Here is a 20,235-nt window from a genome sequence, read left to right on the forward strand (position 1 = left end):
CCGGTTCAGCCGAGGACGTGCCGGAGGAGGCGGTCGCGGACGGTGGCCAGGACGGTGTCGCCGTCGGCGGCCCAGACGTCCGCGTTGAAGATCTCCACTTCGAGGTCGCCGTCGTAACCGGCGGAGTCGGTGAGGGCGACGAAGCCGCGCAGGTCGATGTGGCCGTCGCCGAGCATGCCGCGCGCCAGCAGCGCGTCGGGCGGCAGCGGGGTGATCCAGTCGGCCAGCTGGACGCTCGCGATCCGGTCGCCCGCTCGGACGACCTGCGCGGCCAGCGCGGGGTCCCACCAGGTGTGGAAGGAGTCGACCGCGACGCCGACGGTCTGCGCGGGGAACCGCTCGGCCAGGTCGAGGGCGTCGGCGAGGGTGGACAGGACGCCCCGGTCGGCCGCGTAGATCGGGTGCATCGGCTCCAGGGCCAGCCGGACGGACCGCGCCGCCGCGTACGGGGCCAGCTCGGCGATCGCGTCCGCGACCCGGGACCGGGCGGACGGCAGGTCGCGCGAGCCCGGCGGCAGGCCGCCCACGACCAGGACCAGGCAGGCGGCCCCCAGCTCGGCGGCCTCGTCGATGGCGCGGCGGTTGTCGTCGAGCGCTCCGGCCCACTCCCCGGTGAAGAACCCGCCCCGGCACAGGGACGAGACGCGGAGTCCGGCGTCCCGCACCAGTTTCGCGGCCGCCCGCAGGCCGTGGTCGTGGACGGGTTCGCGCCACAGACCGATGGCCTCCACCCCGGCGGCGGCGCATCCGTCGACCGCCTGGCGCAGGGTCCAGCGGTCGATGGTCTTCTGGTTCAGGGAGAAGCGGCGCAGCGCGTTCATCGGCCCAGCCCGGCGGTGTCGAGCAGGGCGCGCATCCGGGCGGCGGCCAGGTCGGGGTCGGGCAGCAGCCCGGCGGCGTCGGCGAGCCGGAACGTCCGCGCCAGATGCAGGACGCCGCGTCCCGATTGCAGCCCGCCCACCATCACGAACGCGGGCTGGAGCCCCGCGACCCAGGCCAGGAAGGCGATCCCGGTCTTGTAGAAGCGCGTCGGGGCGGAGAAGACCTGCCGCGCCAGCGGGACGGTCGGCGCGAGCAGGGCGTCGTAGGTCGCCGGGTCGTCCCGGTCGAGGGCGGCCAGCGCGCGGGACGCCACCGGCGCGATCGCCGCGAAGATGCCCAGCAGCGCGTCCGAGTGTCCCTCGTCGTCCCCGCGGATCAGCTCGGGATAGTGGAAGTCGTCGCCGGTGTAGAGGCGCACACCGGCGGGCAGCGCGCGGCGCAGCGCCACCTCGTGGCCGGCGTCCAGGAGCGAGACCTTCACGCCGTCCACACGGGCCGCGTGCTCGGTGACCAGGTCGAGGAACGTCGCGGTCGCGGCCTCCAGGTCGGTGTGGCCCCAGTAGCCGCGCAGGGCGGGGTCGAACATCTCGCCGAGCCAGTGCAGGATCACGCGTCCGGACGTCTGGCCCAGCACCCGGCGGTAGACCTCCAGGTAGTCGTCGGGGCCCCGGGCCGCAGCGGCCAGCGCCCGGCTCGCCATGACGATCACGGTCGCGCCCGCGTCCTCGGCCACGGCGAGCTGCTCCAGGTAGGCGTCCGCGATGCCGGTGAGCGTGGACGGGGCATCGCCCTGGTCGGTGCCCACCCCGACGGCGATCCGGCCCCCGACCGAGCGGGCCTCGGCGGCGCTGCGCCGGATCAGCTCGGTGGTCGCCGCCCAGTCCAGCCCCATGCCGCGCTGCGCGGTGTCCATCGCGTCGGCGACTCCGAACCCGTGACTCCACAGGTGCCGCCGGAACGCGAGCGTGGTGTCCCAGTCGATCGCGGCGGGCGCGCCGGGGACGTTGTCGCCCCAAGGGTCGGCGACGACGTGGGCCGCGGCGTAGGCCACGCGGGAGCGCGGCGGGCCGGGCGGCGGCGTCCAGTCGGCGGGGGCGCCGAGCGTGTGGACGGCGCCGCCGTCCTCGTCGGGCAGCCAGAGCGAGGCGGTCACAGGGTCACCACCGGAACCGGGACGCGGCGTCCCTCGGCCGACGAGAGCAACCCCAGCTCGGCGAGCTGCACCCCGCGCACTCCGGACAGGAAGTCGTAGGCGTGCGGCTCCCCGTCGACCACGTGCCGGACGAACTGCTCCCACTGCGCCTTGAAGCCGTTGTCGAACTCGGCGTTGTCGGGGACTTCGAGCCACTGGTCGCGGAACCGCTCCGTGGCCGGGAGGTCGGGGTTCCACACGGGCTTGGGCGTGTTCGCGCGGTGCTGCGTCCGGCACCGCCGCAGCCCGGCGACCGCGCTGCCCTCGGTGCCGTCGACCTGGAGCTCCAGGAGCTCGTCGCGGTGCACGCGCACGGCCCAGGACGAGTTGAACTGCGCGACGACCCCGCCCGCCAGCTCGAAGATCCCGTAGGCGGCGTCGTCGGCGGTGGCCGCGTACTCCGCTCCGCGCTCGTCGACGCGGGTGGGGATGTGCGTGACGACCTTGGCCGTCACCGCCTCCACGGGGCCGAACAGGTTCTCCAGGACGTAGTTCCAGTGGCAGAACATGTCGCTGGTGATGCCGCCGCCGTCCTCCTTGCGGTAGTTCCAGCTCGGCCGCTGCGCGGGCTGCCAGCCGCCCTCGAACACCCAGTAGCCGAATTCGCCGCGCACCGACAGGACCCGGCCGAAGAAGCCGGCGTCCAGCAGCCGCCGCAACTTGAGCAGCCCGGGAAGGTAGAGCTTGTCGTGGACCACGCCGTCGCGGACGCCCGCCTCGGCGGCGGCCCGCGCCAGCCCGAGCGCTCCGCGCGTGGACTCGGCGGTGGGCTTCTCGGTGTAGACGTGCCAGCCCGCGCCGATGGCCGCGAGGATCGCCTTCTCCCGCGCGGGGGTGACCTGGGCGTCGAAGTAGATTCCGGCCCCGTCGCCCAGTGCCGACGCCACGTCGGTGGTGTAGCGGGCGATGCCGTGGCGGTCAGCGATTTCCCGGAGTTTGGCCTCGTTGCGGCCCGCCAGGATCGGTTCCAGCATGATCCGCGAGCCGTCGGCCAGCGCGACGCCGCCCTGCTCGCGGATCGCCAGGACCGATCGCACCAGGTGCTGGCGGTATCCCATCCGCCCCGTCACACCGTTCATGATCACGTCGATAGAGCGCACGGATCTCTCCTTGGAAAGCGATTTCCAAGAAAGTAGACGACGGGCCGAACGACCGTCAAGGGAGAGGGCCCGCCTACGGGGCCGCGGTGCTGGCGCGCAGGACGACCTCGCCCGGCACCGTGAGCAGCGTCGGCTGCCTGCCCGCCGCGTCGGAGAGGGCCAGTTCGAGCACCCGCTCCCCCATGTACCGCTGGGGCAGGCGCACCGTCGTCAGCGCGGGGACCTGGTCGCGCACGGCCTCGATGTCGTCGAACCCGGCCACCGACACCCGGCCCGGCACCGCGACCCCGAGCTCGCGCAGGGCCGCCACCGCGCCGATCGCCATCACGTCGTTGACGGCGAACAGGCAGGTCGGAAGGTCTCCGGACGCCGCCAGCCGCTCGGTGGCCGCGCGGCCGCCGTCCCGGTCGAACGACGAGTAGACGACCTCGGCGGACAGCCCGGCGGCCTTGATCGGCCCCAGGAACCCCGCGACCCGTTCGCGCGCGGTGACCAGCGCGCGCTCGCCGCCGAGCACGGCGAACCTCCGGTGCCCCAGGCCCAGCAGGGCCTCGGCCAGCGCCTTGGCGCCGCCGCGGTTGTCGGGCAGGACGGCGTCGGTCCCCAGCAGATCCTGCCCGATGACCGCGACCCGGCCCCCGGCCGCCTGGAAGCGCCCGACCTCCAGCCGCAGCCGGTCGTTGAGATCGCGGGAGGTCACCCGGCTGCCCGCCAGCACGATGGCCCGCACCCGCTGGCCGCGCAGCGCGGTGACGAACTCGATCTCGCGCTCCGGGTCGCGGAAGGTGCTGGCCATCAGCACGAGCAGGCCGCGGTCGGCGGCCACCTTCATGACCCCGGTGGCGACGGTGGCGAAGTAGGGGTCGGCGACGTCGTGGACGACCAGCCCCACCAGGTCGGACGAGGTCCGCGACAGCGCCCTGGCATGGGAGTTGGCCGTGTAGCCGAGCTCCTGGGCGGCGCGCTCCACCCGGCGCCGCAGCTCCTCGCCCACCCGGCGTCCGCTCCCCTGGCCGAGCACCCGGGACGCCGTGGCGGGCGAAACCCCCGCCCGGGCTGCGACGTCCTGGAGCAGGACGACCCGTTCCTCGGTCACGACCCCTCCTTGACTCACGGCAGAGCCCGATCCTAGTATGCGGAAATCGATTTCCAAGCGGAGGCGAGCATGACGAGCGGCCCTGTGGTCGTCTGCCTGGACAAGTTCCGGGGCTCGGCCACCGCGCGCGAGGCGTGCGCATGGCTGGCCGGTGGCCTGCGCGCGGCGGACCCCGAACTGAGCGTGGTGGAGATCCCCCTCGCGGACGGCGGCGAGGGAACCGTCGAAGCGCTGCTCACGGCGGGCTACTCCCCCGTACACGCCGACGTCCTGGGCCCGACGGGGGCGAGGGTGCGGGCCGCCTTCGCCGTCCGCGGCCACCGCGCCGTGGTGGAATTGGCCCAGGCCTCGGGCCTCGACCTGGTGGACGACCCGGACGGCGCGCCCCTGACCGCCACGACCTACGGAACCGGGCAGCTGATCGCCCGCGCGCTCGACCTGGGCTGCACCGAGATCGTCCTGGCCGTCGGCGGCAGCGCCTCGACCGACGGGGGCGCCGGCCTCCTCCAGGCCCTCGGCGCCCGGATCACGCGCTCCGACGGCGAGGAGATCGCCTTCGGCGGCGCCGCCCTGAGCGATGCGACCTCCCTCGACCTGCGCGACCTCGACCCCCGCCTGCGCGAGGCCGGGATCGTCCTGGCCAGCGACGTCGACAACCCCCTCCTCGGCCCCGAAGGCGCCGCCACCGTCTTCGCCCCCCAAAAGGGCGCCACCCCCGCCCAGGTACAGGCCCTCGAAGCCGCACTGCGCCGTTGGGCCGCCCTCATCTCCGAGGCGACGGGCACCGATCATGTTGCCGCTGCGGGGGCTGGGGCGGCGGGTGGGGCGGGGTTCGCGGCGTTGGCGGTGCTGGGGGCGCGGCGGCGGAACGGGACCGAGCTGGTGGTGTCGGAGCTTGGGCTCGCGGAGGCGTTGCGGGGTGCGCGGTTGTGTGTGGTCGGTGAGGGGTCCTTCGACGCGCAGTCGCTGCGCGGCAAGGCGCCCGTGGCGGCCGCCGCGCTGGCGCGCGAGGCCGGGGTCCCGGTGACGCTCGTGGCGGGAAGGGTGAGTGTTGCCGGGGCGGTGCTGCGTGAGCATGGGATCGTGTCCGGGCACAGCCTCCTCGAGGCGGCCGGGAGCCTCCAGGAGGCCATCGACCGCGCGCCCGGACTCCTGCGCGCGATCGGGCGGACGATCGCGGACGCTCCTCAGACGGGCACCTGAGCGCGCTCGAAGTAACCGGCGAGGTCCGCGTCCAGCGGCGGGACCTCCAGGGGAACGCCGCCCGCCCGCAGGGACGCGGTGGCCTGGAACCCGGCGGCGACGCTCATCCGGGCCGCGACCGGCGAGGTGTCGGTCGGCCCGCCATGGCGGGCGAAGCGGACGAACTCGTCCACCAGCAGCGGGTCGGCGCCGCCGTGGCCCCCGGCATCGTCGGCGTCCGGGATCGGGTGGACGGCGTCGGCGTCCTCCCGGTAGCCCGAGCGGCGGGAGTTCCAGACCTTGACCACGCCGCCGGGGCCGTCGCCGAAGTTCTCCAGGCGGCCCGCGTCGCCGATGACGGTGTAGTTGCGCCAGTAGTCGGGCGTGAAGTGGCACTGCTGGTAGGCGACCAGCACCCCGTTCCCGAGGCGGGCGTTCAGCACCGAGACGTCCTCGACGTCGATCACGGGGTTGAGCGCGCGCTGGCTGCGGGGCGGCCAGTTGCCGCCGTAGTCGAGCCAGTCGGCGGTCTTGGGCTCTCCCGGGGCGCGCCTGGCGTCGAGGCCGCCGTAGACCATCAGGTCGCCCAGGGCCTGGACGGTGGTGGTGTAGCCGCCGCCGAGCCAGTGCAGCACGTCGAGGTCGTGCGCGGCCTTCTGGAGCAGCAGGCCGGTGGAGAAGCGGCGCTCGGCGTGCCAGTCCTTGAAGTAGTAGTCGCCGCCGTGGCCGACGAAGTGCCGGACCCAGATCGACTTGACCTCGCCGATGTCGCCCCGGGCGACCAGGTCGCGCATCAGCCGGACGACCGGCATGTGGCGCATGTTGTGGCCGACGTACAGGCGGCTCCCGGTCTCGCGCGCGGTCCGCAGGATGGCGTCGCAGCCCTCGACGGTGATCTCCAGCGGCTTCTCGACCAGGACGGTCCGTCCCGCCCGCAGCGCCTGGCAGGCCAGCTCGGCATGGGTGTGGTCGGGGGTGACGACCATGATCGCGTCGATCGCGTCGTCCTCGATCACCGCGCGGTGGTCGGCGACGACGCGCGCGCCGGGGAACAGCCGGGCGGCGGCCGCGCGGGCGGCCGGGTCGGGGTCGGCGACGGCGGTGACGCGCGCGCCGGAGCCCGGCCGGTGCGCGGTGGTGGCGAGGGTGGCGCGCAGGCCGAGGCCGAGGACGCCGAGGCGGAGGTCGTTCATCGGTCCTTCCGGGGAAGGGCCCTCCCCGCGCGGACGCGGGGAGGGCCGGGGTTTTCTACGGGTGGACGGCCACGCCCGCCAGGGCGACCCGTCCCGTGCCGGCCAGCTTGATCCGGACGTAGCGCCCCGTCGCGCGGGTGTCGACCAGGGTCGGGCGCAGCGCGGCACCGGTCACGCGCACGGTGGTGGCGCCGGTGTAGTCGGCGTTCTCGGCGATCTGCACCTCGAACCCGGCGGTCGCCATCGAGGCCGCGTTCCAGATCTCGACCTGCCCGATCGACCGGGACCCGCCGAGGTCGACCTGCCACCAGGCGCCCGGCTCGGCGAGCGTCCGGGTGTCGGTGACGGTGTTTCCGTCGTTGCCGAGCGCGGCGCCCGCCGCGCCGTCGGTGGACGACTGCGAGGCCGTCCCGGAGCGGGCGAGGTCGGGCCGCAGCTGCTCGACGGGCCCGGGTGCGGCGCCCGCCGCACCGGCGACCGCGAGGGCCTCGGCCGGGAGCCGGTCGAGCCGGGCGTGGTTGCCCGTCATGGTGGAGCCGGTGCCGGACAGGGCGGGGGCCTCGGTGTCGGTCCAGTTGCCGCGGGCGGTGTTCTGGACGCCGTAGTCGGCCCAGTTGGACACCCACTTGTAGCCGACCCGGGTGATGACGTTCCGCTCGACGACGATGTGCGAGGACTGCTCGTCGAGGTAGACGCCGTTGCCGTCGCGCTCGTTGTTCCCGTACGCGGAGCGGTTGATGTAGTTGCCGCTGATGACCGTGCCGGGCTGGGCGCCCTGGGTGTAGATCGCGCCGCCGTCGTGCTGGTCGTGCTCGACCAGCATGGCGTTGGTGATGCGGTTGGCGGTGATCTTGTTGTCGCGCAGCACGGACTTCTGCGCCTCGGGCTGGTTCCAGCCCCAGCCGACCGAGATCCCCGAATACGGGAGCCGGTCGAGGGTGTTGTGCTCGACCTTCAGACCGGCCTCGTAGCCCGCCCAGACCGCGACCGAGTCGGTGTACTCGACACCGGTCTCGTGGATGGTGTTGTACGAGACCGTGTTCCGCTCGCCGCGCAGCTCGGGCTCGGGCATGGGCTCCAGGTCGCCCACGTACACCGCCCCGGACGAGAGGTCGTGGAACGTGGAGCGGGTGACCGTGGAGTCCCGGGTTCCGGCCTCCAGGATCACCCCGGCCCCGCCGAGCCGCGTGAACGCGGCGCGGTCGATCCGCACGTTCCGGCCGCCGCGCACGGTGACGGCGGCGGACGGCTTGGTGTAGTACCGGCCCGCGTGGTCGGCGGGCCCGGTGGCACCGGTCAGAGTGAGGCCCGCCTGCGTCCCGGCATAGCCCTCGTCGGTGTCGGGCTGGCGATAGGCGGCATGGGCGAAGGCCAGGCCGGACAGCCGGACGTCGTGCGCCCCGTCGAGCGCGACGAGACGCTCGGCGGCGGGGGCGACGGCGGCGGCGTGCCGCATGTCCTCGCCAGGACGCGGCAGGTAGGTCACGGTGCGCGCGTCCGGGTCCCAGGCGAACTCGCCGGGCCGGTCCAGGAGTTCGGGGGCGTTCTCGAAGTAGGAGACGCCGTCGTACTTGGCGGAGTCGACCGTGGTGCTGTCCCAGAACGGGCCGGTGCGGTTGGTGCCGCTCGCCGAGTTCGTCCAGCAGGGCTGGGCGAAGGTGAGGGTGTCGCCGTTCACCCCGGCGATCCGGCAGTGGTAGTTGCGCCAGCGCACGCGGATCACGGCCTCGGCCGCGGTCGGCTTGGCCCAGGACGCGACACCGCTGGCCTTCGCCCCGGTCATCCCGGTCTTGGTCGCGTCGCAGACCTTCGCCTCGCAGGCGTCGCCACGCGCGCGGACGGCGCGCTCGCCGTTGACGAAGAGCTGGCGCGGGGTGACCCCGTCCGGGGCCTTGGCGGTCCAGCGGCCGTTCGCCGCGGGCTGCCATCCGGTGACGGCCCTGCCGCCGGAGAGCACGGGCCGGGCGCCGGGCTCGGCCGTCCAGGTGACCGTGGCGCCGCCGCGTCCCGAGTCGGCCGCGCCGAGCGTGAGCGGCGCGTCCAGGGTGTAGACGCCGCCCGCGAGCCGGACGACGACGTCGCGGTCCATGCCTCCGGCCAGCGCCCCGCGCACCTTGTCGCGCGCGGCGGTCAGGGAGCACGGACGGTGCGCGCTGCAGGCGGGGCCGGTTCCGTGCGGCGCGGCGTGGTAGACCTTCGGGCCCGCGGCCGAGACCGGGGCGGCCAGAGCCGCGACCACGGCCCCCGCCACGGCGACGGCGACGCTGAGGCGCCTCATGCCTGCTTCCAATCCGGGCGTCCGGGCATCGGGGGGTTCTCCAGTCCGTAGAGCCAGCCTTCGAGGAAGGGACGCAGGGACGCGTCGCCCGTCGTGCGCACGGCGTTGTCGATGAAGTCCTCGCTGTCGGCGTTGCCGTCGCGGAACCTGTGCACCCACGCCTTGAGGATCGCGTCGAAGTCGGCGTCGCCGACCTGGGCGCGCAGCGCGTACAGGACGAGCGCGCCGCCGTCGTAGATGTTGAACCCGCCCAGGCCCTTGGGCTTTCCTGGCGGCCCGTCGGTCTTCCGGACGGTTTCGAGCTTGGTGTAGGCGGCCTTCATCTTCGCGTCGAGGTCGGCCAGCCCGTGCTCGTCGCCCCACAGGACGCCGAAGTAGGTCGCCGGGCCCTCGTTCAGCCAGGCCTGCTGCCAGTTCTTGGGCGTCACCGAGTCGCCGAAGTACTGGTGGGCCAGCTCGTGGACCATCGTGATCGAGTAGGTGGGGCGGGTGAACCAGTTGGGTCCGAACAGGGAGAGGGTCTGGTTCTCCAGCGCGTCGCCGTAGCCGTCGCGCACGATCTGGACGCCATAGGTGGAGAAGGGGAACCTGGCGCCGAGCTTGCGCTCCAGCCACACCATCTGCGGGCCGGTCTCCTCGGTGATCGGCCGGTACTTCTCGACCTGGTCGGAGGGGACCAGGTGCCGCAGCCGTACGCCGTTCGGCCCCTTCGAGCGCAGATAGGTCTGCTTGGCGACCGAGATGCCCATCAGCTCGGGCGCCATCGGCGACTTCAGCCGGAAGTCCCAGGTCGTCTTGCCCTCGCCCGCCGGACGGGTGCCGGTCAGGTCGCCGTTGGCGCCCGCCGTCCAGCCCTCGGGCGCGGTGAGGTGGAACGACCAGGTCGCCTTGTCGGACGGGTGGTCGTTGACGGGGGCGAAGGTGTCGGCCCGCGACGCCTGGACGGCCGAGACGAAGCCGCCGTCGCTGATGTACCGCCACCCGGACAGGCCGCTGCGCGGGTCCTTTCCGTTGCCCCGGTAGGCGACAGTCACCGTGAACGAGCGGTGGCGGCGCAGCGCCTCGTCGGGGGTGACGGTGAGTTCCTGGCCGCTCTGGCCCGCGCTCAGCGCCCACTCGGCGGCGTCGCCGTCGACGGTGACCGACTCGATCGTGTGGCCGTCGGTGTCCAGGTTGAAGGAGGACAGGTCATGGGTCGCGGTCGCCTTGATCTTCACCGTGCCGGTGAACGCGTACGTCCCGGGGGTGAAGTCGAACGCGAGGTCGTAGTTCTGGACGTCGTAGCCGCCGTTGCCGAGCGTCGGGAAGAGGGGGTCGCCCACGCCGGGGGCGCCGGGCCGGGGGTCGCGGGGCGCCGCGGTCGCGGTCGCCTCCAGGGCTACGCCGAGGCAGGCGGCTGCGGTGGCCGTGGCCAGGGCGCTGACGAGGCCGTGCTTGGGGGGCATGGACCTATCCCTTCTGGAGGGCTTCTTGGAATTCGGCGCGGCACTTCTCGCCGCCCTTGCTCAGGTACTCCTTGACCAGGGAGTCGTAGGCCGACATCGGCTTGCGGCCGGAGATGATGTCCTTGAGACCGTCGGCCTTCAGCGTGTGCAGGCTGCCCAGGCCCTTGGAGTCCCAGGTGGGCGAGGTGAGGCCCGCGATCGCGTTGGGGGCCATCATCGGGATCATCTTCGACTGGGCCTCGTGCTGGTGCCGGACGGCGTCGCGCTTGCCCGCGCTGTAGACGACCGGGAGCGGCGAGGCGAGCATCTTCCAGGGGACGGCGATGTCCTGGCTCCCCTGCTTGGTGAGGATCGGGTTGCCCTCGCCGTCGCGCCGGTGGTCGACGCCCTCGACCCCGTACTGGATCAGCGTGTACTCCTCGGTGCCGAACGGCGCCGCCGCGAAGTTGGCGAGTTGCAGGAGCTGCTTGACTCGGGCGTCCGGGGCCTTCTTGATGTGGACCTGCCGCAGCGTGGTGTTGTCGGCCCAGGTCACGGCCTTGCTTCCAACGGGCACCATCGGACGCACGTCGAACCCGGCGTCGATCTGCGCCATCGAGTCGATGTAGCCGGTGGTCGGGTTGAGGTAGTTGGGCAGGCCGTCGTAGACCATCGCGGCCTTGCCGTTCTTGAACAGGTCGGTGTACTGGGCCTTCTGGGCGTTGGTCATGGAGACCGAGCCCGGGTAGTAGCAGCCCGCCTCGTGCAGCTTGCGGGCCATCTCCACGGCGGCCCGGTACTCGGGGGTCTCCAGGTCGACGGTGAACTTGCCCGCCTTCTCGTCCAGCCGCCAGTAGTACGGGGCGCCGTGCGACATGGCCATCAGCTGCAGGACGCTCGCCATGATCGCGTAGACGCCGTCCTTGGGCCGGGTGAGCTGCTTGCACAGCTCGAAGAACCGGTCGACGTCGGTGATCTGGTCGAGCCGGGTGACACCGGCCTTGGCGAACAGGTCGTGCCGGTAGAAGCCCGCGCCGCCGCTGCCGGTCCGGGTGATCGGGACGGCGTAGAGCTTGCCGCCGAAGACGCAGTCGAGCCATGCGGTGCGCGGGAGCGCCGCCAGGTTCGGATACGACTTGACCTTGTCGCCGGACAGGTGCGGTGTGAGGTCGGCGCACTTGGCGTCGAGGAAGGCGGCCTTGTTGCTGACGCCGCCGGTCTCGGGCCACATGAAGATGTCGGCGATGTCGCCGCTGGCGACCATCGTGGAGAACTTGGTGGGCCAGTCGTCGGCCGGGACGGCGGTGACGTCGACCTTGCAGCCCAGCCGCTCCTCGATGGCCTTCCACGCGGCGTTGCCGGACCGTCCGGGCGCGGGCGGCGAGAACGTCTGGAGCGACGCCTTGATCGTCTGCGCGCCCGCGAGCGGGGTCCCGGGGACGGAGCGGACCAGATTCTTGGGGTAGGTGTAGAAGCCCTGCGGGACGCCCGCCGCCGTGCCGGGCAGGTCGGGCTTGAGGCCGAGGTCGCGCGGGGTGGTGGTCGGCAGCAGGGCGGCGCTGAACCGCTCCGCCTTGCCCGCGGCGGCGCCGCCACCGCCGCAGGCCGACAGCAGCGGGGCCGCGGCCACGCCGAGACCGGCGCCTACTCCCAGGCGGAGCAGCGTTCTGCGGTTGATGGGTTCATGGGTCGACACAAGGAGTCTCCTAGCCGAGGAGGGACGAGACGGGCGGGTTGAGGGAGGGCCGGAGCGGGTCAGCCCTTGATGGCGCCGGTGAGCACGCCCTTGGTGAAGTAGCGCTGGAGGAACGGGTAGACGCACAGGATCGGGACGACGGCGACGACCAGAACCGCCATCTGCACGGCCTGAAGGGGCGCCGTCGCCTCTCCGGACACGCCGCCCGACAGGCTCTGGCCCTGGAGGACGAAGGTGCGCAGCACCATGGGCAGCGGCCACTTCTCGGCGTCGTTGAGGTAGAGCAGCGCGTTGAAGAACGCGTTCCAGTACGCGACGGCGTAGAAGAGGCTGATGACCGCGATGACCGCCTTGGAGAGCGGCATCACGATCGTGACGAGGATGCGGAGGTCGCCCGCGCCGTCCACCCGGGCGGCGTCGAACAGTTCCTGCGGCAGGTTCATGAAGAACGAGCGCAGCACGACCAGGTTGAACGCGCTGACCAGCGTGGGCATCACCAGCGCGAAGTAGGTGTCGAACAGCCCCAGCTCGTTGATCAGCAGGAAGTTCGGGATGATGCCGGGGTTGAACAGCATCGTGAACAGCGCCGTCATCAGGATGAACCGCGAGCCGGTGACGCCCCGGCGCGACAGCCCGTAGGCCATCGCGATCGTGACGGTGAGGCTGGCCAGCGTCCCGAGGACGGTGATCCCGATGCTGACCATCAGGGCCCGGGTGACCACGTCGCCGGTGAAGATCGTCTTGTAGGCGTCCAGCGTGGGGTGCTCGGGCCAGAGCACCAGCCCGCCGCCGCGGACGATGTCGGCCTGCGACGCGAAGCTCGTGCCGATGATCCCCAGGAACGGGTAGACGACGACCGCGACGACCACGGTGAGGACGACGCCCTTGCCCGCCACCCCCAGCCGGCTGGGCTTCTCCATCCACGGCGGGCGGCCCTTGCCGCCCCGGGTGTCAACGGTCTGCGCCACGGTAGATCCCTTCCTGCCCGAACCGGTGGGCGATCTTGTTGGCGCCCAGGACGAGCGAGGTCCCGATGATCGCCTTGACCAGCCCGACGGCCGCGGAGGTGCCCCACTGGCCGTCCTTGACGCCGTTGAAGTAGACGTAGGTGTCCAGGACCTCACCGGCGTCCGGGCCGACCGCGTCCCGCTGGAGCAGGACCTGTTCGAAGCCGACGGTGAGGATCTGGCCCAGGTTGAGGATCATCAGCAGCACGATCACCGGCGCGATGCCCGGCAGCGTGACGTGCCACAGCCGGCGCCAGCGGCTCGCGCCGTCGATCGCGGCGGCCTCGTACTGCTGCTGGTCGATGCTGAGCAGCGCGGCAAGGAAGATGATCGTGCCCCAGCCCGCGTCCTTCCAGATCAGCTGGAGGGTGAGCAGCCAGGGGAAGGCGCCGGGGTCGGACATCATGTCGTAGCGGGGCAGGCCCATGTCGCCCAGCAGGCTCGGCACGACACCGGTGCCGCCGAGGATCTGCTGGAAGATCGAGACGATGATGACCCAGCCGATGAAGTGCGGCAGGTAGACCACGCTCTGCACGAAGCGGCGCAGCCGGTCGCTGGCCACGCTGTTGAGCAGCAGCGCCAGCAGGATCGGCACCGGGAAGAAGAACACCAGCTGGATGATCGCGATCTGCAGGGTGTTGCCGACCGCGGTCCAGAACGCGTCCTCGGCGAAGACCGCCGAGAAGTTCTGGAGTCCCACCCAGGCGCTCTCGGTGAAGCCGAGGTAGGGCTGGTAGTCCTGGAACGCCACGACGTAGCCGAGCAGCGGGACGTAGTGGAAGACCACGAAATACAGCAGTCCCGGCAGCATGAGCAGGAGCATCACCCGGTCGCGCTTGACGCGCTGCCACAGGGTGAGCCGAGGGCGGCCCGCGCGGGGCGAGGAACGCGCCGCCCTGCGCTCGGACCGCCGTCGCCTGCGCGACAGCGGGGGCGCTGATTCAGCCATGGTCGAGATCCCGTTCAGCCAGGTACTGCGGAGTTTCCTGGTGCCGCAAGCTAGTAACCGTTTACCTCAACTGTCAATGGTTCTCATGAAACGTCCATGTTGTGGCGAGTCGATCATCGGGCTTGACGTGCACCTGACTGGGTCTCTACCGTTCAGGCGATTCGTAGTATCCGTTTTCTATCGGAGGCAGGGTGCGCACCACTGACGATCCGACGGCCCGCGCCGGGAGCGACGCGTCCGAGCCGGACGCGTACCGCCCGCGAACGGCGATGGCCATGGGGCCCGGATATCTCGACGAGGTGTTCCCCGCTCCGGTGCGCTCCCGCCTGGAGGAGGTCGCCGACCTGCACCCGGCGGGTGTCCTGCACGACTTCACCTCCGCCCGCGCGGCCGCCGCGCTGGCCGAGGCCGAGGTGCTGCTGACCTGCTGGGGATGCCCGCGGATCGACGCGGCCGTGCTCGACCTGGCGCCGCGGCTGCGGACGATCGTCCACGCGGCGGGAACGGTCAAGACCTTCCTCGCGCCCGAGGTGTTCGAGCGGGGCGTGCGGGTGTCGTCGGCGGCGACGGCCAACGCCGTCCCGGTCGCCGAGTTCACGCTGGCCTCGATCATCCTGGGCGCCAAGCGCGCGTTCCCGCTGGCGCGGCGCTTCGAGGTGCGCCGCTCCGCCCGCACCGCCGCCGAGCTGGGCACCCGGCCCTGGATCGGCACCGCGGGCCTGACGATCGGGGTGATCGGCGCGTCCCGCACCGGCCGCCGGGTCATCGAGCTGCTGCACGCGGTCCTGGACGCCGACATCCTCCTCTACGACCCCTATGTCGGCGACGCCGACGCCGCCGCGCTCGGCGTCACCCGGGTCGAGCTCGACCAGCTGATGGCGGCGAGCGACGTGGTCACCGTCCACGCACCGCAGACCCCCGAGACGCGGCACCTGCTCGACCGGCGCAGGCTCGGGCTGATGCGGCACGGCGCGCTGCTGGTCAACACCGCGCGCGGCCCGCTGGTCGACACCGAGGCGCTCACCGAGCACGTGGCGGCCGGACGCCTCGACGCCGTGCTCGACGTCACCGACCCCGAGCCGCTGCGCGCCGGGCACCCGCTGTGGGACCTGCCCAACGCCTTCCTCACCCCGCACCTGGCCGGCGCCCTCGGCAACGAGACCGCGCGGCTGGGCGCCGAGGCCGTGGACGAGATCGCCCGCGTCGCGTCCGGGCGGGACCTGCGCCACCCGGTGCGCGCCGAAGATCTGGAACGCAGCGCGTGAAGCGTCCCGGCACCCGATAGCGACCGAATAGGCTCCGACCCACAAGGAGGTGGCGGATTGCCCCGGAGTCCCCGGCAGGCGGCCGAGCAGCGGAACGCGACGATCAGGGACGTGGCGGCCCTCGCGGGCGTGTCCTCGGCGACCGTGTCGCGCGTGCTGAACCGCAACTATCCGGTGGCCGCGTCGACCCGCGAGCGGGTCGAGAACGCGATGCGCGAGCTCGGCTACGTCGTCAACGCCCACGCGCGCGCCCTGGCCGGATCCTCCAACCGGACGGTCGGGATCATCGTCAACGAGATCGTCGACCCGTTCTTCGCGTTCATCGCCCGGGGCGTGGAGCGCGAGGCCGCGCGGGCCGGACGGCTGTGCCTGGTCTGCTGCGCCCAGGGCGATCCGCGGCGCGAGCTGGCCTTCGTCGACCTGCTCAACGAGCAGCGGGCCGACGCGGTCGTGCTGGTCGGCGGCAGCGTCGCCGACCGGGCCTACACCGCCGAGCTCACCCGCAGGGCCGAGGAGCTGCGGGCCCGCGACTCCCAGCTGGTGCTGTGCGGGCGTCCCGCGCTCGGCGGCGGGGTGCCGACCGCCGTGGTGGAGTACGACAACGAGGGCGGCGCGTTCGCCATCACCGACCACCTGCTGAACCAGGGGCACGAGCGGATCCTCTACCTGGGCGGGCCGCCCGCGATCTCCACCACGCGCGACCGCCTGGCGGGCTACCACCGGGCGCTGCGGCTGCGCGGCGTCGACCCCGATCCCGCGCTGGAGCGCACCGGGGCGTTCGGCCGGGGCTTCGGCTACCGGGAGATGGGCGCGATGCTGGCGTCCGCGACCGAGTTCACCGCCGTCTTCGCCGCCAACGACCTGGTGGCGGCGGGCGCCGTGCAGGCGCTGGAGGAGGCGGGGCTGCGCGTTCCCGACGACGTCTCGATCGTGGGGTACGACGACGTGCCGGTCGCCCAGGAGATGCGGCCGAAGCTCACCACCGTGCACATCCCGCTGGAGGAGATGGGCCGCCAGGCGATCCGCATGGTGACGCCCGACGAGGACGAGGCCGACGAGTGGCGCGCCCCGGCGGCGAACCTGATGCGGCTCGGCACGCACATCGTCGTCCGCGATTCGGTGGCGCCGCGTGGCCGCCGCCCCCGTAAGGCGTAATCGCTTACTGGATTACGACCAGCCAAAACCTGGGGAAACGTGTTACTACGCGGCGAGGTCTTGCCTTTCTATAGCAAACGCTTACATGATGACGCGCAACCTCCGAGGACTCCCCCGACCTCAAGGAACGCCCATGCGCCTCAGCACCCCCACCCTCCTGAGCGGCCTGGCCGCCGCGACCGCGCTGGCCGCCCTGGCCACCGCGCCCGTCCTTCCCCGCACGGCGGCGGCGGAGCCCGCCCGGCCCGCGTCCGCCCAGGCCCAGGCGGCGCCCCGGTGGGGCGACGCCGCCACCACCGTCACCGTGACCGCGCGGCCGTCCGCCGAGAGCGAGCGGCTCCGGCTCGGCCAGGCGCTGCGCGCGAGCGACCTCACGCCCACCGGCCTGTACGTCCCGGCGGGCACCGGCCTGCGCGTCCAGGTCACACCGATCGACGGCAAGCTGCCCACCCTCTGGATCGGGACCTGGGACTACTACGGCGAGGTGAAGACGCCCCGCTCCTACACCCTGCGCGACGGCTCCACCACCGTCACCGACCCGCACGGCGGACCGGTCTACCTGAGCCTGCCCGGGAACGGCGAGCGAGCCGAGGTGCAGTTCCGCTCCGGCGCCACCCGCATGCCCGCCTTCCGGCTCGGCCGCACCACCGAAGACGGCTACCAGGACGCGCTGAACACCTTCACCGCCTCGCCCTACGTCGAGTTCACCTCACCCCACGGCATCGTCACCGTCACCCGTGAAGCGGCCCTGCTCTACCGCGACCAGGACCACGAGACGTGGCTGAAGCTGCTGGAGACGGTCATCGCGTCGCACGCGGCGATCAGCGGGCTGGACGGCGCGCGCCCCGAGGACCGGCGCAACGCCAACCTCTTCCACTTCACCGAGGTCTCCCGCGTCCCGAGCGGGGTCGGCGCCTTCGCCACCCACGGGTACAACGGCTTCCCCCGCGCCTACCTGGACCGGCTCCTCACCGTCGACGGCCTGCGCACCCGGGGCTGGGGGCTGTACCACGAACTCGGCCACTCGCATCAGCAGACGGTCTACAAGCCGTCCGGGCTGACCGAGGTCACGGTCAACATCTACTCGCTGGCCGCGCAGCGCACCCTCGGCCAGCCCTCGAACCTCGTCAAGCCCGACGCGGGCACCGGGCTCACGCCCTACCAGTCGGCGCTGCCCAAGCTCGGCAAGGACGGCCTGGCCTACGAGACCTCCTTCGCCCCGATGGAGAAGCTCGTCCCGCTGCGCCAGCTCGAACTCGCCTTCGGGAACGACTTCTGGCCGAGGCTGCACCGGCTCGTCCGGCAGGAGAAGCCCCAGGCGGGCGACAACGCGCAGCGGTACCGCGCGCTGGCCGTCCTCTCCAGCCGCGTGGCCGGACGCGACCTCACCGACTTCTTCGTCACCCGCTGGGCCTTCCCGATCGACGCCCAGGGGAAGGCCGAGCTGGCCGCGCTGAAGCTGCCCAAGCCGGGCACCGACCCCAGCACGCTGGCGGAGTGACGCCGTGGACCTCACGAGACGGACGCTTCTGGCGGCCGGTGCCGGTGGGCTCCTGCTCCCCATCGCCGGAAGGGCCCACGCCGCCGGAGCCGACGAGTTCGCCACGCTCCGCCTGCGGGCCGCCGAGCTCGCCACCGGCGGCGCGATCGATCCCGGGGACCCGGTCCTCGCCCCCGCGATCGCCAAACTGGACCGCAAGGCGCGCGGGCACTGGACGACGCTCGACCGAAGCGCGTCCCGCATCGCGCTCTGGCCCGACCTGACCCCGCTGACCTCCGGGATGAACATCTGGCTCTCCTACGACCGGCTCGCGGTCATCACGACCGCGTGGGCCACGCCGGGAACCGGCCTGTACCGCGACGAGACCGTCGCGGGGGCGGTCACCGAGGGTCTGGCGTTCCTGAACGACCGGGCCTACAACCCCTCGGCCAAGGAGACCGGCAACTGGTGGCCCTGGGAGATCGGGGCGCCGCAGGCGCTGATGGCGACGTGCGTCCTGCTCCTCGACCGCGTTCCCGCGGAGCGGATCGCCGCCTACTGCGCCGCCGTCGACCGGTTCTGCCCCAACCCCGACCGGCGCACCAACCTGCCGTCCTACTCCGAGACCGGCGCCAACCGCGCCGACAAGGCCGCGATCGTCGCGCTGCGCGGCATCGTCGGCCGGGACGCGGGACGGCTCGTCCTGGCCAGGGACGGGCTGTCCGACACCCGCGACTCGGGTCGCAACAGCCTGTTCAAGCTCGTGACCTCCGGCGACGGGTTCTATGCCGACGGGTCGTTCATCCAGCACGAGCATGTGGCCTACACCGGCTCGTACGGGAACGTCCTGCTGGGCCGCATCGCCTACCTCGCGGCCCTGCTCGCGGGCTCCACCTGGAAGATCACCGACCCCGGGATCGGCGTGATCCACCGGGCCGTCGAGCGCTCGTTCGCCGCGACCACCCTCGACGGGCTGTCGATGGACGCCGTCCGGGGCCGCGCGATCTCCCGTGCGGCGCTGTCGGACGCCGACGCGGGCGCGGCCACGACCACCGCGATGCTGCTGCTCGCGACGGCCGCGCCGCGCGAGCACGCCGACCGGTGGAAGGCGATCGCCAAGGGGTGGATCCGGCGCAACACCGACGTCCCCTACCTGTCGATCGCCGACGTGCCCGCGATCCGGCGGGCGCAGGCCGTGCTGGCCGACCGGGACGTCCCGTCGGCCCCCTCTCCGATCGGCCACACCGTGTTCGCCGACATGGACCGCGTCGTGCACCGGCGTCCCGACTGGACGCTGGCGCTCAGCCTGTCCTCGAAGCGGATCGCGGCCTACGAGGCGGGCAACGGGGAGAACCTGCACGGCTGGCACACCGGCGACGGCATGACGTACCTCTACCACCGCGACCGCACCCAGTTCTCCGACGCCTTCTGGCCGACCGTCGACCCGTACCGGCTGCCCGGCACCACGGCCGACACGCGCCGCCGGCCCGACACGGGCCCGGGCTACCGGCTCCCCGTCAACGCCGTGGCGGGGGGCGCGGTGCTCCGCGGACGCTTCGGCGCGGCCGCGATGGACCTGGCCGCGCTCGACAGCACGCTGCGGGCCCGCAAGGCGTGGTTCTGCCTCGACGACGCGGTCGTGGCGCTGGGCGCGGGCATCACCGCCTCGGACGGACGTGCCGTCGAAACGGTCGTGGAGAACCGCAACCTGCACGCCGCCGGGACGAACCGGCTGACGGTCGACGGCTCCGTCCAGCCCGGAGAGCGGGGCTGGACGCGCACGTTCGACGAGGCCCGATGGGCCCACCTGGAGGGCGTCGGCGGCTATGTGTTCCCCGAAGGGGCCGCACTGCACGCCCTGCGCGAGGAACGCACGGGAGCCTGGAGCGACATCAACACCAGCAGCGACTGGGGCAGCACCGAGCGGCTCACCCGGAGATACGCCACCTTGTGGTTCGACCACGGCGTCTCCCCTGCCGGCGCGACGTACGCCTACGTCCTGCTCCCGGGGGCGGGGAAGGAGCGCACGGCGGCCTGGGCGCGGTACCCGCGCGTCCGCGTCCTCGCCAACACGGCGCGGGTGCAGGCCGTGGAGTGCCGTGGGCCCGAACTGGTCGCCGCGCACTTCTGGGCGGCGGGCGAGGCGGGCGGGATCGTCACCGACGGCCCCGGTACCGTCCTGGTCCAGCGCGGTGACGAAGGCGTCTCCGTCGCCGTGGCCGATCCGGGACGCACCGCCGCCGCCCTCACCGTCGAGCTGCCGTGGCCCGCACGGCGCGTCAAGCACGCCGACCCGTCGGTCTCGGTCACCATCGGACGCAGACCGCGCCTGACGGTCGCGGTCGGCGGCTCGCGCGGCCACACCCACACCGCCACGCTGATCTGAACGGGACGTC

15 protein-coding genes are annotated in these 20,235 nt (G+C 72.7%); 5 read left to right on the forward strand and 10 right to left on the reverse strand.

The window, feature by feature from the left end:
• Positions 1 to 5: 5 nt before the first annotated feature.
• From ACQPY4_RS34720 to ACQPY4_RS34735, 4 genes are all read right to left on the reverse strand, one after another.
• Positions 6 to 821: a sugar phosphate isomerase/epimerase family protein gene (locus tag ACQPY4_RS34720; protein WP_433328317.1), complete on the reverse strand. Its 816-nt coding sequence runs from the start codon at positions 819 to 821 to the stop codon at positions 6 to 8.
• Entirely contained in the window at positions 818 to 1,975 is a 1,158-nt protein-coding gene (locus tag ACQPY4_RS34725; protein ID WP_433328319.1) for a dihydrodipicolinate synthase family protein, read from the reverse strand. The genes ACQPY4_RS34720 and ACQPY4_RS34725 overlap by 4 nt, the downstream gene beginning before the upstream one ends.
• Complete coding sequence (locus tag ACQPY4_RS34730; RefSeq protein WP_433339138.1) at positions 1,972 to 3,093, reverse strand: Gfo/Idh/MocA family protein; 1,122 nt, start codon at positions 3,091 to 3,093, stop codon at positions 1,972 to 1,974. The genes ACQPY4_RS34725 and ACQPY4_RS34730 overlap by 4 nt, the downstream gene beginning before the upstream one ends.
• Before the next feature lie 94 nt (positions 3,094 to 3,187).
• Positions 3,188 to 4,210 carry a LacI family DNA-binding transcriptional regulator gene (locus tag ACQPY4_RS34735; RefSeq protein ID WP_433328321.1) on the reverse strand — a complete coding sequence of 341 codons (1,023 nt, stop codon included), beginning with the start codon at positions 4,208 to 4,210 and terminating at the stop codon, positions 3,188 to 3,190.
• Between the two features lie 69 nt (positions 4,211 to 4,279).
• Between ACQPY4_RS34735 and ACQPY4_RS34740 the strand changes: the two genes are divergently transcribed.
• Positions 4,280 to 5,413, forward strand: a complete 1,134-nt coding sequence (locus ACQPY4_RS34740) for a glycerate kinase (RefSeq protein WP_433328323.1) — start codon at positions 4,280 to 4,282, stop codon at positions 5,411 to 5,413.
• On the opposite strand, the gene ACQPY4_RS34745 is transcribed toward ACQPY4_RS34740, so the two are convergent.
• The 6 genes from ACQPY4_RS34745 to ACQPY4_RS34770 are packed head-to-tail and all read right to left on the reverse strand — an operon-like array spanning position 5,398 to position 13,939.
• Entirely contained in the window at positions 5,398 to 6,585 is a 1,188-nt protein-coding gene (locus ACQPY4_RS34745; RefSeq protein ID WP_433328325.1) for a Gfo/Idh/MocA family protein, read from the reverse strand. The genes ACQPY4_RS34740 and ACQPY4_RS34745 overlap by 16 nt on opposite strands.
• Positions 6,586 to 6,640: 55 nt before the next feature.
• Positions 6,641 to 8,863: a galactose-binding domain-containing protein gene (locus ACQPY4_RS34750; protein WP_433328327.1), complete on the reverse strand. Its 2,223-nt coding sequence runs from the start codon at positions 8,861 to 8,863 to the stop codon at positions 6,641 to 6,643.
• Entirely contained in the window at positions 8,860 to 10,308 is a 1,449-nt protein-coding gene (locus tag ACQPY4_RS34755; protein ID WP_433328329.1) for a M1 family metallopeptidase, read from the reverse strand. The genes ACQPY4_RS34750 and ACQPY4_RS34755 overlap by 4 nt, the downstream gene beginning before the upstream one ends.
• A 4-nt stretch (positions 10,309 to 10,312) precedes the next feature.
• Positions 10,313 to 11,983, reverse strand: coding sequence for an extracellular solute-binding protein (locus ACQPY4_RS34760; protein WP_433328331.1), 1,671 nt, complete (start codon positions 11,981 to 11,983; stop codon positions 10,313 to 10,315).
• Positions 11,984 to 12,042: 59 nt separating this feature from the next.
• Positions 12,043 to 12,951: a carbohydrate ABC transporter permease gene (locus tag ACQPY4_RS34765; protein ID WP_433328333.1), complete on the reverse strand. Its 909-nt coding sequence runs from the start codon at positions 12,949 to 12,951 to the stop codon at positions 12,043 to 12,045.
• Entirely contained in the window at positions 12,935 to 13,939 is a 1,005-nt protein-coding gene (locus tag ACQPY4_RS34770; RefSeq protein WP_433328335.1) for an ABC transporter permease, read from the reverse strand. The genes ACQPY4_RS34765 and ACQPY4_RS34770 overlap by 17 nt, the downstream gene beginning before the upstream one ends.
• A gap of 191 nt (positions 13,940 to 14,130) precedes the next feature.
• Between ACQPY4_RS34770 and ACQPY4_RS34775 the strand changes: the two genes are divergently transcribed.
• The 4 genes from ACQPY4_RS34775 to ACQPY4_RS34790 all read left to right on the forward strand — a co-directional run bounded on the left by ACQPY4_RS34775 (position 14,131) and on the right by ACQPY4_RS34790 (position 20,225).
• Positions 14,131 to 15,204 (forward strand): hydroxyacid dehydrogenase, encoded by a 1,074-nt coding sequence (locus tag ACQPY4_RS34775; RefSeq protein ID WP_433328337.1) that lies wholly within the window; start codon positions 14,131 to 14,133, stop codon positions 15,202 to 15,204.
• Positions 15,205 to 15,261: 57 nt separating this feature from the next.
• A complete protein-coding gene (locus tag ACQPY4_RS34780) occupies positions 15,262 to 16,359 on the forward strand; it encodes a LacI family DNA-binding transcriptional regulator (protein ID WP_433328339.1) in 1,098 nt (365 codons plus the stop codon).
• Between the two features lie 133 nt (positions 16,360 to 16,492).
• Positions 16,493 to 17,860, forward strand: coding sequence for a M60 family metallopeptidase (locus ACQPY4_RS34785; protein WP_433328341.1), 1,368 nt, complete (start codon positions 16,493 to 16,495; stop codon positions 17,858 to 17,860).
• A 4-nt stretch (positions 17,861 to 17,864) separates the two neighbouring features.
• The gene (locus tag ACQPY4_RS34790) at positions 17,865 to 20,225 is read left to right on the forward strand and encodes a polysaccharide lyase 8 family protein (protein WP_433328343.1); all 2,361 of its coding nucleotides are present in this window, start codon (positions 17,865 to 17,867) and stop codon (positions 20,223 to 20,225) included.
• Positions 20,226 to 20,235: the final 10 nt, after the last annotated feature.

It is taken from the genome of Spirillospora sp. CA-294931, from assembly GCF_050946795.1.
In the GTDB taxonomy this organism is placed as follows: domain Bacteria; phylum Actinomycetota; class Actinomycetes; order Streptosporangiales; family Streptosporangiaceae; genus Spirillospora.

Coding starts and splice junctions, on each gene's coding strand:
- ACQPY4_RS34770 (WP_433328335.1), bottom strand. CDS start 13,939: ATGGCTGAATCAGCGCCCCCGCTGTCGCGCAGGCGACGGCGGTCCGAG.
- ACQPY4_RS34745 (WP_433328325.1), bottom strand. CDS start 6,585: ATGAACGACCTCCGCCTCGGCGTCCTCGGCCTCGGCCTGCGCGCCACC.
- ACQPY4_RS34740 (WP_433328323.1), top strand. CDS start 4,280: ATGACGAGCGGCCCTGTGGTCGTCTGCCTGGACAAGTTCCGGGGCTCG.
- ACQPY4_RS34730 (WP_433339138.1), bottom strand. CDS start 3,093: ATGAACGGTGTGACGGGGCGGATGGGATACCGCCAGCACCTGGTGCGA.
- ACQPY4_RS34750 (WP_433328327.1), bottom strand. CDS start 8,863: ATGAGGCGCCTCAGCGTCGCCGTCGCCGTGGCGGGGGCCGTGGTCGCG.
- ACQPY4_RS34785 (WP_433328341.1), top strand. CDS start 16,493: ATGCGCCTCAGCACCCCCACCCTCCTGAGCGGCCTGGCCGCCGCGACC.
- ACQPY4_RS34720 (WP_433328317.1), bottom strand. CDS start 821: ATGAACGCGCTGCGCCGCTTCTCCCTGAACCAGAAGACCATCGACCGC.
- ACQPY4_RS34755 (WP_433328329.1), bottom strand. CDS start 10,308: ATGCCCCCCAAGCACGGCCTCGTCAGCGCCCTGGCCACGGCCACCGCA.